Here is a 13,541-nt window from a genome sequence, read left to right on the forward strand (position 1 = left end):
CAAAAAGAGAACATGCGTAGAACAAAGGGGTTACAAGCGGCGGGGAGCGGAGCATGCTGACCAAGAAACAGCTCGATCTTTTGGACTTCATCAACAAGCGGATGCAGCGCGACGGCGTACCGCCCAGCTTCGACGAGATGAAGGAGGCGCTGGATCTGCGCTCCAAATCGGGCATTCACCGGCTGATCACCGCGCTGGAAGAGCGCGGCTTCATCCGCCGGCTGGCCCATCGCGCCCGCGCCATCGAGATCGTCAAGCTGCCCGAAAGCCTCGGCGGCCGCCCGGCGGGCTTTGTGCCGCAGGTGATCGAGGGCGACCGCCCCGACAGCCGGCCCATGGGCGCCCAGCCCATCAGCCATAGCGAGGCGGCGGAGCTGCCGCTGCTCGGCCGGATCGCCGCCGGCACGCCCATCGAATCCGTCGCCGACAACCCGCCCAACATCGCCGTGCCCGGCGCCATGATCTCGGGAAATGCGCGTCACTATGCGCTTGAGGTCAAAGGCGATTCCATGATCGAGGCGGGGATCAACGATGGCGATGTGGTGATCATCCGCGAAACCGCCTCGGCCGAGAATGGCGACATCGTCGTGGCCCAGGTCGAAGGTTATGAGGCGACGCTCAAACGCTTTCGCCGCCGGGGCGAGATGATCGTGCTGGAAGCCGCCAACGCCGCTTACGAACCGCGCGTGCTGCCGCTGGGCGCGGTCAAGGTGCAGGGCAAGCTGGTCGGGCTCATCCGCACCTATTGAGCGCCCGCCCCGTGCCACAGCCGCCGTCCGGCGGCGGTGACGACGCGGGGCCCCTTGGCCTCCAGCCATACCGCAACGGATCCGGTCTCGCGCAGCCGCGCGGGATCGTAGATATCGCAGCCGGGCATCTCCGGCAGATCGACACTCGACACCACCAGTTCCGGTCCGGTGCAGCCCGCAAACGCCCCCGCCGCGCGTTTGCCCTGAAGATGGGTGACCCGCAGCCCCGCAAGCGCGATCCGCGCCGTGCGCTCCGGCGCCCCGCCGGGCCAGAGCCCCGCCGCCGCCGCCTGCCCGCCACCCTGACCGTCATTCTCCAGCCAGATCCCCGCAAGAAAGGCCGCGCCGCTTTCGCGTGACAGCGCCCGGCCGCGCTCGGTCAGGACGCCGACCAGCGTCCCGGTGTCGGCGATCAGGATGTCGGGCCGCGCCGACAGGCTCCACGATGCCGCCGCTAGCGCCATCGGCGCGAGGCCCGCCCAGCGGAGCCGCGTCTGCCACAGGCAGAGGAACAGCGCGCCGAGCGCCAGCAGCGGCAGCACCGCCGGCCCGGGCGCCACCACATATCCCAGCGCGCCCTCCCATCCGGAAACGCCGCGCGCCACATAGAGGATCCAGTCGAGCCCCGGGCGCATCACCGCCAGCGCCAGCCCGTCGAGCCCGAAGGGCAACAGCAGCGCCGCGACCACTGCCATCGGCACCACCAGCAGCCCCATGACCGGGACAGCGACCAGATTGGCCAGCAGCCCGTAATGCGACATCAGGTTGAAATGGGCCATGGCGACCGGCGCGGTGGCCAGCGAGGCGGTCGCCGAGGACACCACCAGCGCCAGCGCCGGCCGCGCCCAGGACGGCATGCCGCGCTCGGTCCCGCGATCGCGCAGCGCGCCGAACACCGCGACCAGCGCGACGGTGGCGGCAAAGGACATCTGGAACCCGGGGCCGAGCAGCGCCTCGGGGCGCAGCAGCAAGACGATCAGCGCTGCCAGCGCAACCGCCCGCAGCGACAGCGCGCGGCGGTCGAAAAGCACCGCCACCAGCATCACCGCCGCCATCACAAAGGCCCGCTCGGTCGCGACATTGCCCCCGGAAAGCGCCAGATAGCCCGCCGCCGCCGCCAGCGCGCAGCCGGCGGCCAGTTTCTTGCCCGGCCAGTGATGGCGGCTCTGCGGCGCAAGCAAGAGCGCAAGCCGCACCGCGCCGAAGACGAAGCCGGCGAGCAGCCCCATATGCAGACCCGAGATCGCCAGAAGATGCGCAAGGTTGCTGTGCCGCAGCGCCGTCAGGGCCTCCTGCCCCATGCCGGAACGGTCGCCGGTCATGATCGCCGCGGCAAAGGCCCCGGCCTCGCCGGGCAGCGCCGCCTGCACCCGGGCCGACAGCCACATCCGCGCGCGCAGCACCCATTGCCCGCCCTGCGCCGGCGTCAGCAGCAGCACCGGCGTGCGCGTATAGCCCACGGCACCGAGGCGCTGGAACCAGGCATGGCGCCGGAAATCGAAGCCGCCGGGCTCGGCCGCGCCGCCCGGCGGCGCGAGATGGCCGGTCAGGATCACGATCTGTCCTGGGCTGGGGTCGAGAACCCCCTGCGCCCCGTGCAGCGCCACGCGCACCCGCTGCGGCGTCTGCTGCGGCGCCATCCGCGCCAGAACCACCCGGTCGAGCGTCAGCCGCAGCGCGTCCGAGGCCGACCGGTCGATGCCGACGACACGCCCCTCGACCGGGCCGTAATAACGGAACCCCAGCAAGGGCCCGGCCACCTGATGTGCCCGCCCCCCCGCCAGCGCGCCGCCAAGCGCAACCAGCGCCAGCGCGGCGACAAGGGGGGCGTGCCCCACCCCAAGCCGCCGCGACAGCGCCAGCAGCCCGGCCCCAACGCAGGCGGCCAGCACAAGCGCCCAGACCGGCGGCTCGGCGGGCAATGCGAAATACAGGCCGATCCCACAGGCCAGGGCCACCGGCACCCAAGGAAAGAGATGCCCGCGCTGGCGGGTCAGCCCCGCTTCCAGCCGCGTCGCGATCTGCCGCATACTTGCCCCTGCCCCGTCCGCTGGTTAAGGAACGCCGCACACGCTACGCTCTCCCTGGTTACCGAAAGGTTAATCCTCATGTCCGTCGTCACCCGTTTCGCGCCGTCGCCCACCGGCTTTCTGCATATCGGCGGCGCACGCACGGCGCTGTTCAACTGGCTTTACGCCCGTGGCCGCGGCGGGAAATTCCTGCTGCGCATCGAGGATACCGACCGCGCGCGCTCGACCCCCGAGGCGACAGCGGCGATTCTGAAGGGGCTCGACTGGCTCGGGCTCGACCATGACGGCGAGGTGGTGAGCCAGTTCGACCGCGCACCCCGACATGCCGAAGTGGCGCAGGCGCTGCTGGCCAAGGGCGCGGCCTACAAGTGTTTCTCCACGCCCGAGGAAATTTCGGCCTTTCGCGAAAAGGCGAAGGAGCACGGCCGCTCGACCCTGTTCCAGAGCCCCTGGCGCGACGCCGATCCGTCCAGCTATCCGGACGCCCCCTATGTCATCCGCCTGAAGACCGCGAGCGACGGCGAGACGGTGATCGAGGATCAGGTGCAGGGCCGCGTGGTGATCCGCAACGACCAGCTCGACGACATGATCCTGTTACGTTCCGATGGCACCCCGGTCTACATGCTGGCCGTCGTGGTGGACGACCACGACATGGGGGTCACCCATGTGATCCGGGGGGACGATCATCTGAACAACGCGGCACGGCAGATGGGCATCTACAGCGCCATGGGCTGGGACGTGCCGGTCTGGGCGCATATTCCGCTGATCCACGGGCCCGACGGCAAGAAACTGTCGAAACGCCACGGCGCGCTCGGCGTCGATGAGTATCAGAAGATGGGCTACCCGGCGGCGGGCATGCGCAACTATCTCGCCCGGCTCGGCTGGAGCCATGGCGATGACGAGTTCTTTACCGACGCGCAGGCGCAGGACTGGTTCGACCTGTCGGGAATCGGCAAGTCTCCGGCGCGCTTCGACTTCAAAAAGCTGGAGAATCTCTGCGGTCAGCATATCGCCGCGGCAGAGGATGCTGCGCTGCTGCGCGAAATCGAGGCCTATCTCGACGTCACCGAAGAAAACCCCTTGACCGACGCGCAGCGCGACGGGCTGGCCCGGGGCATGTACTGCCTCAAGGAGCGCGCAAAGACGTTCCCGGAACTTCTTGAAAAAGCGCGGTTTATCCTGACGGACACGCCTGTCGTTCCGGACGAGAAGGCGCAAAAAGCGCTTGATCCTGTATCCCGTGGTATACTGGGCGCGTTGACGCCGCATCTGCAAAATGCTAGCTGGTCGCGGGAAGAACTCGAAGCCGCCACGGCCGCATTCGCAGACGCTCAGGGAACGAAGTTCGGCAAACTGGCCGGGCCCCTTCGTGCTGCGCTTGCCGGGCGCGCGGTGACCCCGAGCGTCTTCGACATGATGCTGGTGCTCGGGAAAGAGGAGACGATCCGCCGGATCGAACACGCAGTAACCTCTGAGACGGGGTAAAGGCCTGAAAGAGCGTTTCCTGAAACGGCTCGTTAGGCCATGTGAAGAAGAAATAGACCGCCGCGGCGCACCCTGCGCCCAGGCCTTTTCGAAAGGAACGCAGAAGCATGGCTGACACTCCGACGAAAACCGCAACGCTGACAATCGACGGGAAGAGCGTCGAGCTGCCGATCTATTCGCCGACCGCCGGCCCGGACGTGCTCGACATCCGCAAGCTCTATGCGCAGGCGGACGTCTTCACCTACGATCCCGGTTTCACCTCGACCGCAAGCTGCGACAGCACCATCACCTTCATCGACGGTGACAAGGGCGAGCTGCTGCACCGGGGCTATCCGATCGACCAGCTTGCGGAAAAGTCGCATTATCTGGAAGTCTGCTACCTGCTGCTTTACGGCGAGCTTCCCTCGGCGGCGGAACTCGAGCATTTCGAGAACACCATCACCCGCCACACCATGATCCACGAGCAGATGCACAATTTCTTCCGCGGCTTCCGCCGCGACGCGCATCCGATGGCAACCATGGTGGGCGTGGTCGGCGCCATGTCGGCCTTCTACCACGACAGCACCGATATCAGCGACCCGCGCCAGCGCGAGATCGCCAGCCACCGCCTGATCGCCAAGATGCCGACGATCGCGGCCATGGCCTATAAATACTCCATCGGCCAGCCCTTCGTGTATCCGCGCAACGATCTCGATTACGCAGCCAACTTCCTGCACATGTGCTTCTCGGTGCCCGCCGAGCGCTATGACGTGGACCCGATCCTGAGCCGCGCCATGGACCGGATCTTTACCCTGCACGCCGATCACGAGCAGAACGCCTCGACCTCAACCGTGCGTCTGGCCTCGTCCTCGGGCGCCAACCCCTTCGCCTGCATCGCCGCCGGCATCGCCTGCCTCTGGGGCCCGGCCCATGGCGGCGCCAACCAGGCCTGCCTGGAGATGCTGAAGGAAATCGGCACCGTCGACCGCATTCCCGAGTTCATTGCCCGCGCCAAGGACAAGAACGATCCGTTCCGCCTGATGGGCTTTGGCCACCGCGTCTACAAGAACTTCGACCCGCGCGCGACGGTGATGAAGCAATCGGCAGATGAAGTGCTCGACCTCATGGGGATCGAGAACAACCCGACGCTTCAGGTCGCCAAGGAGCTGGAAAAGCAGGCTCTGGAGGATCCGTATTTCGCCGAGAAGAAGCTGTTCCCGAATGTCGATTTCTATTCGGGCATCATCCTCGAGGCGATGGGCTTCCCGACCTCGATGTTCACCCCGATCTTCGCCGTGTCGCGGACCGTGGGCTGGGTGTCGCAGTGGAAAGAACAGCTCGCCGATCCGCAGCACAAGATCGGCCGCCCGCGCCAGCTCTACCTCGGCCACACGATGCGCGACTACGTGGATATCGAAAAGCGCTGAGTTCTGAGGTTCAGAACAAAGGCAAAGGCCGCTCCGGAAGGGGCGGCCTTTTTGGTTCATGCCGATACGGACAGGGCTTGAGGAGAACTGTATGCGCCAGTTTTCCCTCACTCTGTGTTAAGCTCCTCTGAGCTTGCAGGACGCGGGGCGAAAAATGGACGACTATATCTCGGGCGGTTGCCTATGCGGGGCGGTCGAATATTCAATCGAGAATGCCTTCAAGTTCATACTATTCTGTCATTGTGAACAGTGCCGGCGTATCTCCGGTTCTGCCCACGCCTCGAACCTCTTTTCGGCGACGCACAGTCTATGTTGGGTAAAGGGCGCGGAGTTGGTCGAGTGCTTTCGCCACCCAAATCGCGTCTTCGCAAAGGCATTTTGCCGTGTTTGCGGATCTGGCCTTCCGTTTGTAAATCGCAGCGGTTCTATGGTCATTGTTCCCGCTGGATCGCTGAATTCCGAACCCAGAGTGGAAAAGGCAGCCAGAGTCTTCTTGTCCGAGCGGACGGAATGGGCGCCTTCGGTCATGGAAACCGAAGAGTTCGAGCGCTTTCCCGACTATTTTTCCGACTGATACCAGCAGACCGCCGACAAAGCTCCAACTCAGGAGGAGAGCCGAACGAATTCCTCAAAGACCAGGGCGGCGGATTGCCCAGACGGGTCCCAACGTAGGGTGGGCAATCTGCCCACCCTACAAACCTTACCGCCCCTCGAAATGCGCCGGGCGCTTTTCAAGAAAAGCCACCACGCCCTCCTTGAAGTCGCGGGTCTTGGCGCATTCGCCCTGCAACTGCGACTCGCGCTCGAGCTGCGCCGCGAAATCCTGCTCGAAGGCGCCGCGCAGCGCGGTCTTGATCCGCGTATAGGCCTCGGTCGGCCCCTTGGCGAGATGCGCGGCACGCGCCCGCCAGACCGCGCTGAACTCGGCATCCGGCACCGCCTCCCAGATCATGCCCCAGGCATCGGCCTGCCGCGCGCTGATGCGGTCGGCAAAAAGCGCAGCCCCCATGGCCTTGGCCAGCCCCATCTGCCGCGGCAACAGCCAGGTGCCGCCCGCGTCGGGCATCAGGCCGATGCGGGTGAAGGCCTGCATGAAAAACGCGCTCTCCGTCGCGATCACCACGTCATGCACCAGCGCCAGATTGGCCCCGGCCCCCGCCGCCGCGCCGTTCACCGCCGCGATGGTCGGCACCGGGCAATCGACGATGGCATTCAGCATCGGCGTGTATTCGTCGCGCAGCACCCGCTCCAGGTCGATACTCGCCGCCGTCTCCCGGTCGCCCAGATCCTGCCCCGAGCAAAACGCCCGGCCCGAGCCGGTCAGCACCACGACCCGCGCCTCGCGCCCCGCCTGCTGCACCGCATGGGCGATCTCGGCCCGCATCTGGGTGTTCAGCGCGTTCATGACATCCGGCCGCGACAGGGTGATCACCGCCACCCCGTCTTCCAGCGCATATGTGATCGTGTCGTAAATCATACGGTGCCTCCCCTACGGATCGGGCGCATGAAACACTGAACCGAACGGTTTGGCAAAGGCGAATTCCGCCTCAGCCCCGCGCGCCCAGCTCCGCGATCAGCGCCCGCGCCTCGGGCGGCGGCGCCTGCTCGATCCGGCGATAGACCGAACCGTCGGCGGTGCGCGTCAGCAACCCCGCCTCGACCATGCTGCGGCGAAGCTGGGCGGCGTCGCGAAACCCGCTCAGCGCGTCGATCCGCAGGCTGATCTCGCGCTCGCTCATCTCCTGCCGCGCCGGCAGATGCGCCCAGAGCGGCCAGAGGCAGAGCCATTGCATCTGCGTGCGCCCGGGAAAGCGCAGCAGCCGCCCCTGCCCGTCGAAATGGCGCAGCGCGCGCTCCACGCGTTTGCCGTCGGCCTTGGGCGCGGGCGTGCTGGCCGCGCGCAGATGCTGGTAATTGCGGTAGCCCGCCGCGCGGGCGATCTGCCCCAGCATCTCGAGATGCGAGGGCGGGTGGTCCAGCCCGGCGCGCAGGCTGCGGGCGAATTGCGACAGGTCGTCGATGTGAAGGGAAATCACGTCACGGGTCATCAGGTCCTCCGGATCCGATACCGCGCCCCTGATACGGGGTGGAGGTCCGCCCTTGTCCGTCGGGTATCGCCGGGATGATGGATCAGCGATGACATGGCAGGTTTAGCAAATGGCGGCGCCTGGGTGAACTGCGGACCCTGGCCCCGCCTTAGCAGGCTCAGCCCTGCTCGTCCAGAATCTGCTTGAGCCGCGTCTGCTCTTCGGGAGAAAGCCCCGCCTCGGTGGCCGGGGCGGCGGTCGCCCGGCCGCGCAGATAGCCCCCCGCCAGGATCAGCGCCAGCACGAAGAGGATCGGCCCCGCCGCCCAGAGCAGCCAGTTCCAGCCGCCGGAGGTCGGTTTCAGCAGAACGAACTCGCCATAGCGGTCGACGAGATAGTCCACGACCTCCTCGTCGCTGTCCCCGGCGGTGATGCGCTCGCGCACCAGAATGCGCAGATCGCGCGCGAGGGAGGCGTTGGAATCGTCGATATTCTCGTTCTGGCAGACCAGGCAGCGCAGCCCTTTCGAGATCTCCCGCGCGCGCGCCTCCTGCGCCGGATCGGCGAGCATCTCGTCGGGCTGCACCGCGGCGGCCAGATTGGCCAGCACGGCAAAGGCCAGCGCCAGGACGATCAGCGGGGCCTGCGCCCGCCAGCTCCGCAGCATGCTCATTCCGCCGGCACCCCCTGCTGCACCCGGGCACTCTTGCGCGCGCCGGCGGCGACGCGGAAGCGCCGGTCCGACAGGCTCAGCAGACCGCCGAGCGCCATGAGGATCGCGCCCGCCCAGATCCAGTTGGCCAGCGGCTTGATATAGATCCGCATGGTCCAGCCGCCGCCCTGCTGGGCGTCGCCGATCACCACATAGACGTCGCGCAGGAAGCGGTAGTCGATGGCGGCCTCGGTGGTGGGCATCTGTGCAACCGGGTAGTTGCGCTTTTCAGGATAGAGATGGGCGATTTCCTTGCCCTCCTGACGCACGGCCACCTCGCCCATATCCGAGATGTAGTTCGGCCCCTGCACCCGCTCGACGCCCAGAAGCTCGATCTCGTAGGCGCCCACGGTGAAGGGCTCGTTGAGCTGGGCGACACGGATGTCCTCTTGCTCCCAGGCCATCAGCCCGGCGATGCCCGCCATGCAGACGCCCAGCCCGGCATGGGCCACCGCCTTGCCCCAGTCGGCGCGCGGCAGGCGCAGGATGCGGCTGACATCGCGGCTCCGGCCCATGCGGCTCAGAATGTCGGTGGCCGCGCCCGCGACCAGCCAGGTGCCGAGGAACATGCCCACCGGGCCAAGCAGGCTGCGCCCGGTCTGGATCGCCCAGAACAGCCCCGCAACCGCCACCGCGAGGAAGAAGGCCGGCGCGAGCTGGCGCAGGACCCGGCCCATCTTGCCGCGCTTCCAGCTCAGCATGGCGCCGATCGGCAGCACCGCCCCCAGCACCACCATGAAGGGGGTGAAGGCCATGTTGAAGAAGGGCGCGCCGACGCTCAGCTTGCGCTGGAACAGCATCTCGGCGACCAGCGGCCAGAGCGTGCCGGTGAAGACCACGAAACAGGCCACGGCGAGCAGGATATTGTTCACCACCAGCGCGGATTCGCGGCTGACGATGCCGAAAACGCCCTTGGCCTGCATCACATTCGCCCGCGCCGCGAACAGCGTCAGCGCGCCGCCGGTGAAGAAGACGAGGATGGCGAGGATGAAGACGCCGCGCTCGGGGTCGGTCGCGAAGGCATGCACCGAGGTCAGCACGCCCGACCGCACGATGAAGGTGCCGACCAGCGAAAAGCCGAAGGCGAGGATTGCCAGTAGCACCGTCCAGCTCTTCAACGCCTCGCGCTTTTCCACCACGATGGCGGAATGCAGCAGCGCGGCGGCGAGCAGCCAGGGCATGAAGGAGGCGTTCTCGACCGGATCCCAGAACCAGAACCCGCCCCAGCCCAGCTCGTAATAGGCCCACCACGACCCCAACGCGATGCCCACGGTCAGGAACACCCAGGAGAGCAGCGTCCAGGGCCGCACCCAGCGCCCCCAGGCGGCATCGACCCGGCCCTCGATCAGCGCGGCCACGGCAAAGCTGAAGCAGATGCTGAGGCCGACATAGCCGAGATAGAGGAAAGGCGGGTGAAAGGCCAAACCCGGATCCTGCAACAGCGGGTTCAGGTCCTGCCCGTCGAAGGGCGGCACCGCCATGCGCAGAAACGGGTTCGAGGTGAAGAGGATGAAGGCGAAGAAGGCCACGCCCACCAGCGCCTGCACGCCCAGAACGCGCGCCCGCAGGGTCGGCGGCAGGTTACCGCCGAACCAGGCCGCCAGCGCCCCGAAAAGCGCCAGGATCAGCACCCAGAGCAGCATGGAGCCCTCGTGATTCCCCCAGACGCCGGAGATTTTGTAAAGCATCGGCTTGGCGGAATGGCTGTTCAGCACCACCACCCGCAGCGAGAAATCCGACACGATGAACGCATGGGTCAGCGCGGCGAAACTGAGCGCCACCAGCAGGAACTGCGCGGTGGCGGCGGGCTCGGCGACGGCCATCCAGCCGGGCCAGCGTTTATGCGCGCCCACCATGGGTACAACCGCCTGCACGCAGGCGACAAGGAACGCGAGGATGAGGGCGAAATGTCCGAGTTCTGTGATCATGCCTCCGTGTATACGGAAGCGCCCGGTTTCGGCCAACGGAAATCACCGCCCGCCGCTGTTCACATTGTCGCAATCCGATATGGCGCGCCGGACGGCCCCTCCTCCCGCCCTGCCCTTTCATCTTTCTCCAAATACTCAAAAACGGCCCGACGGCGCGCGCTCACGGCGCCGGGCCGAGAACCGTCCCTTGACAGACAGAGCCCCCTGACTGACGCTGAAAGGCGTCAGATTCGACCGTCTTTCGGAAAGGTCCCGCCATGATGCGCTTCCCAAGCCTGACCGCCTGCGCCATTCTGCTGTCTCTCGGGTCCGCCTCGGCCCAGACCGAGATCGATCCTGCGGACCTGCGGTTTTCCTGCAATGACAGCGGCGCCGTCATGACGCTGACAAACGGAACGACCTACTATCTCGGCAAAAGCTGCGATGCCGCACGCAAGGGCGGCGGCACCGGAAAATGGTGGTACGCGGCAGGCGCGTTTCTCATCGGCATCGGGGACCAGACCCTCCGCATCGGCGGCGCCGACATCCCCTGCACCGACATGCCCTATTGCCGTTACTGATCCCGCGCCGCGCGCCACTCCGTCAACGCCGGATTCTCCGCCGGACGGTCCTCGGGAGACAGGGGCTCGGCAGACGGTCCTTCCTGCCCGCCCCGCAGCGCCTCCAGCCCCTGCAACCGCCCCATCACCTCGGGCACGGCGGCGACGCTCGCGGCGATCTCGCGGCGGAACTCCTGTCCCTTGGTCTGGTGCCGCGCGCCGAAATAGAACCCCACGATGGCCGCCAGCAGCCACCAGAGCGGCTCTGGCACCAGCGCGATGCCGGTCATGCGCTCGGCGAACCACACCGGATCGACCATGGCCGAGACGAAGAGCCCCAGCGTCCCCAGCGCCATGGCCGGGCGCGGCACCCGGTTCAGCGCGTCCATGAACCGGTCGAAGCGCGAGCGCTTCTGGCTCAGAAACTCCGCCGCGAACTGCTCCAGCGCCTTGCCCTGGAGCCCCGTCTCGCGCGCCGCCTGCGCCTCGGCGTTGACCCGGAACACCTCCGCCGTCTCGCGGATGACATTGCCGCCGCCGAAGAGCAGCCCCATGCCGCGGTCGATCATCCCCATGATGCCACCCGCGCGCGAAACTGCGCCTCGCTCAGATGGAAGTGCGGCGAGATGAATTCTTCCGCACGTCTGATCCAGCCGCCCTTGCCGCCCGCGCGGGTGCGGGCGTATTTGCGGCTGGCCGGGCGGGCATCGGCCAGCGCGAAATAATAGTTGCGCCGCGCGATCCCGTAGGCATCGGCCAGATGCCCCGGCGCCTTGCCATAGGCGCGCGCCGCCGCCGCGATGGTCTGCGGCCCGATGGCGCCATCCACCGTCACCGGCTCGCCCATCTCGGCCAGCAGCCGTTGCAGGATCTTCACCGCGTTGCCGCCTGCGTTCACATACATGTCGAAGACCGTGGCATGCAGAACCTCGGGCAGCTCGGCGATGCGCGGGCGGGCGAAATAGTGCTGGATGAAGATCTCCACCGCCTGCACGCGGCTCAACCTTTGCACGTCGCGCGCATCCACATCGCCATCGCCGTCGAGATCCAGCCCCAGCCGCCGCAGCGTATGGATGGTGACGCCGTAATTCGTGGCGCCACCGGGATCGTCGGGGTCGTTCACATAGCCGCCCTCGCGGGCGACGATCTCTTCGGCGATCTGCCGAACCTCGGTGTCAGCGGTCATCTCTGGTCTCCCGCGCCTCTTTGCCTCAGACTTGAGGGAAATTCCCCCATCCCGAAGCTCGCCAGAAACTGGTTAACCAAGCTTCAGGGCACCGTACGGAGACCGCCATGCCATCGCTGACCGCCGAGGAGATCGTCGCGCTTCTGGAGCTCTCGCCGCATCCCGAGGGCGGACATTACCGCCAGACCTGGGTGGCCGAGGCGCCCGAAGGCGCGCGGCCGGCGGGCACCTGCATCTATTTCCTGCTGAAAGCGGGCGAGCGCAGCCACTGGCACCGGGTCGATGCCGCCGAGATCTGGCTCTGGCACGCAGGCGCGCCGCTGGTATTGTCCATGGCGGCAGACGATCAGGGCCCCCGTACCGATCACATGCTGGGACCGGATCTTGCCAGCGGCGCGCGCCCGCAGCTCATCGTGCCCGAAGGGCATTGGCAGGCGGCCCGCAGCACCGGCGGCTGGACACTGGTGAGCTGCACCGTCTCGCCGGGCTTCCGCTTCGAGGGATTCACCCTCGCACCGCCCGAGTTCGACATTTCGTAAACACCCGTAATATCTTGCTCGGACACAAGAAAAGGCCGGAGCGTCGCCGCTCCGGCCCCATCGTCCAGCGCCCGTGCAGGCGATGTCAGTTCAGGAAGGACTCGTCCACATTCGGCATGTCCATCAGCTCTTGCTTGGTGAAATTGGTCACCACGGCGTAACGGTCCTCGTCCACCGGCACCAGCTTCACATCCTGCATGCTCAGATGCACATGCTTGTCCCCAAGGTCGAGAAAGCCGCCGACCTCGGCCACGATCCCCTCGAAGGAGCCATCGGAGGCCAGCACGATGTCCTCGATCTCGCCGACATTGTCCCAGTTCTCGCCGATGGAATCATAGCTGGCCATCTCGTCCCAATTGGTCGTCTCGCCATCGGCGTCGATCGCATAGACCACGCCGCCGGTGATGTCGCGCGTGCGGATCAGCCCATCCTCGTCCTCGGCAAAGAGCGCCGCGGCGTCGGACGCGACGTTCTGCATCGCCTCGCCGGTCTGGTCGGCGGCATTGGCGATGGCATCGCCGGCCGCATCAGCACCCGAGGTGATGGCCTCCCCCGCGGCCTCCGCAGTGTTCGAGATCGCCTCGCCGGCGTCGTTCAGCATCTGCTCGCCTTCGGTCATGGTGGCGTCGGCGGCGTTTTCCATCTTCTCCATCGTGCCGGTTTCGGCGGCAGCCTCGTCGCCCGGCAGGATCTTGGTCTCGTCGGTTGCAGCGCTCTGCGCATAGGCGGCACCGGCGGTCAGGGCGATGGCGGCAACGGTGATGGTCAGGCGTTTCATGGTCTTTCCTCCGTGTGTTGTCGTCGTGACTTGTGCCACCCAAACACACGGATGCCGGGCCCGTTCCGCCGCTCGCAAAAGCCCGCTCATAACATTAATGTCAGGGAACCCTCGGCGGAAAATCGGCACGCCGAAACCGGGGAGCGGTGGGGGGGGGTTGCC

General features: G+C 66.7%; 14 protein-coding genes. 6 read left to right on the plus strand and 8 right to left on the minus strand.

Features of this window, described 5'->3' with window-relative positions; all coding sequences use genetic code 11:
- Positions 1 to 53 precede the first annotated feature (53 nt).
- A complete protein-coding gene (gene lexA / locus M4578_RS05845; protein WP_258092501.1) occupies positions 54 to 749 on the plus strand; it encodes a transcriptional repressor LexA in 696 nt (231 codons plus the stop codon).
- On the opposite strand, the gene M4578_RS05850 is transcribed toward lexA, so the two are convergent.
- Positions 743 to 2,779, minus strand: coding sequence for a ComEC/Rec2 family competence protein (locus M4578_RS05850; RefSeq protein WP_258092502.1), 2,037 nt, complete (start codon positions 2,777 to 2,779; stop codon positions 743 to 745). The two genes, lexA and M4578_RS05850, sit on opposite strands and share 7 nt — an antisense overlap.
- A gap of 78 nt (positions 2,780 to 2,857) precedes the next feature.
- Between M4578_RS05850 and gltX the strand changes: the two genes are divergently transcribed.
- From gltX to M4578_RS05865, 3 genes are all read left to right on the plus strand, one after another.
- On the plus strand, positions 2,858 to 4,264 hold the full coding sequence (gltX, locus tag M4578_RS05855) for a glutamate--tRNA ligase (protein WP_258092503.1): 1,407 nt from the start codon (positions 2,858 to 2,860) through the stop codon (positions 4,262 to 4,264).
- 107 nt (positions 4,265 to 4,371) lie between these two features.
- Positions 4,372 to 5,670 carry a citrate synthase gene (gltA, locus tag M4578_RS05860; RefSeq protein WP_258092504.1) on the plus strand — a complete coding sequence of 433 codons (1,299 nt, stop codon included), beginning with the start codon at positions 4,372 to 4,374 and terminating at the stop codon, positions 5,668 to 5,670.
- Between the two features lie 154 nt (positions 5,671 to 5,824).
- A complete protein-coding gene (locus M4578_RS05865; RefSeq protein ID WP_258092505.1) occupies positions 5,825 to 6,244 on the plus strand; it encodes a GFA family protein in 420 nt (139 codons plus the stop codon).
- Positions 6,245 to 6,370: 126 nt separating this feature from the next.
- On the opposite strand, the gene M4578_RS05870 is transcribed toward M4578_RS05865, so the two are convergent.
- The 4 genes from M4578_RS05870 to M4578_RS05885 form a co-directional block, all read right to left on the minus strand.
- Complete coding sequence (locus tag M4578_RS05870) at positions 6,371 to 7,147, minus strand: enoyl-CoA hydratase-related protein (RefSeq protein ID WP_258092506.1); 777 nt, start codon at positions 7,145 to 7,147, stop codon at positions 6,371 to 6,373.
- 70 nt (positions 7,148 to 7,217) lie between these two features.
- Positions 7,218 to 7,718 carry a DUF2087 domain-containing protein gene (locus M4578_RS05875; protein ID WP_258092507.1) on the minus strand — a complete coding sequence of 167 codons (501 nt, stop codon included), beginning with the start codon at positions 7,716 to 7,718 and terminating at the stop codon, positions 7,218 to 7,220.
- Positions 7,719 to 7,875: 157 nt separating this feature from the next.
- Positions 7,876 to 8,364, minus strand: a complete 489-nt coding sequence (locus M4578_RS05880) for a cytochrome c-type biogenesis protein (RefSeq protein WP_258092548.1) — start codon at positions 8,362 to 8,364, stop codon at positions 7,876 to 7,878.
- A 2-nt stretch (positions 8,365 to 8,366) separates the two neighbouring features.
- Positions 8,367 to 10,337 carry a heme lyase CcmF/NrfE family subunit gene (locus M4578_RS05885; protein WP_258092508.1) on the minus strand — a complete coding sequence of 657 codons (1,971 nt, stop codon included), beginning with the start codon at positions 10,335 to 10,337 and terminating at the stop codon, positions 8,367 to 8,369.
- A gap of 257 nt (positions 10,338 to 10,594) precedes the next feature.
- Between M4578_RS05885 and M4578_RS05890 the strand changes: the two genes are divergently transcribed.
- Positions 10,595 to 10,897: a hypothetical protein gene (locus M4578_RS05890; RefSeq protein ID WP_258092509.1), complete on the plus strand. Its 303-nt coding sequence runs from the start codon at positions 10,595 to 10,597 to the stop codon at positions 10,895 to 10,897.
- Here M4578_RS05890 and M4578_RS05895 read toward each other — a convergent pair.
- Together M4578_RS05895 and M4578_RS05900 are read right to left on the minus strand one after the other, a co-directional pair.
- Entirely contained in the window at positions 10,891 to 11,451 is a 561-nt protein-coding gene (locus tag M4578_RS05895; RefSeq protein WP_258092510.1) for a holin family protein, read from the minus strand. The two genes, M4578_RS05890 and M4578_RS05895, sit on opposite strands and share 7 nt — an antisense overlap.
- A complete protein-coding gene (locus tag M4578_RS05900) occupies positions 11,442 to 12,062 on the minus strand; it encodes a holin-associated N-acetylmuramidase (protein WP_258092511.1) in 621 nt (206 codons plus the stop codon). Before M4578_RS05900 ends, M4578_RS05895 begins: the two co-directional genes overlap by 10 nt.
- Before the next feature lie 107 nt (positions 12,063 to 12,169).
- On the opposite strand from M4578_RS05900, the gene M4578_RS05905 reads away from it, so the two are divergent.
- On the plus strand, positions 12,170 to 12,601 hold the full coding sequence (locus M4578_RS05905) for a cupin domain-containing protein (protein ID WP_258092512.1): 432 nt from the start codon (positions 12,170 to 12,172) through the stop codon (positions 12,599 to 12,601).
- A gap of 85 nt (positions 12,602 to 12,686) precedes the next feature.
- Here the strand turns inward: M4578_RS05905 and M4578_RS05910 are convergent, their stop codons facing one another.
- Positions 12,687 to 13,379: a PRC-barrel domain-containing protein gene (locus M4578_RS05910; RefSeq protein WP_258092513.1), complete on the minus strand. Its 693-nt coding sequence runs from the start codon at positions 13,377 to 13,379 to the stop codon at positions 12,687 to 12,689.
- Between the last annotated feature and the right edge of the window lie 162 nt (positions 13,380 to 13,541).

Source organism: Salipiger pentaromativorans, assembly GCF_024721115.1.
GTDB classification, from domain to species: Bacteria; Pseudomonadota; Alphaproteobacteria; order Rhodobacterales; family Rhodobacteraceae; genus Salipiger; species Salipiger pentaromativorans.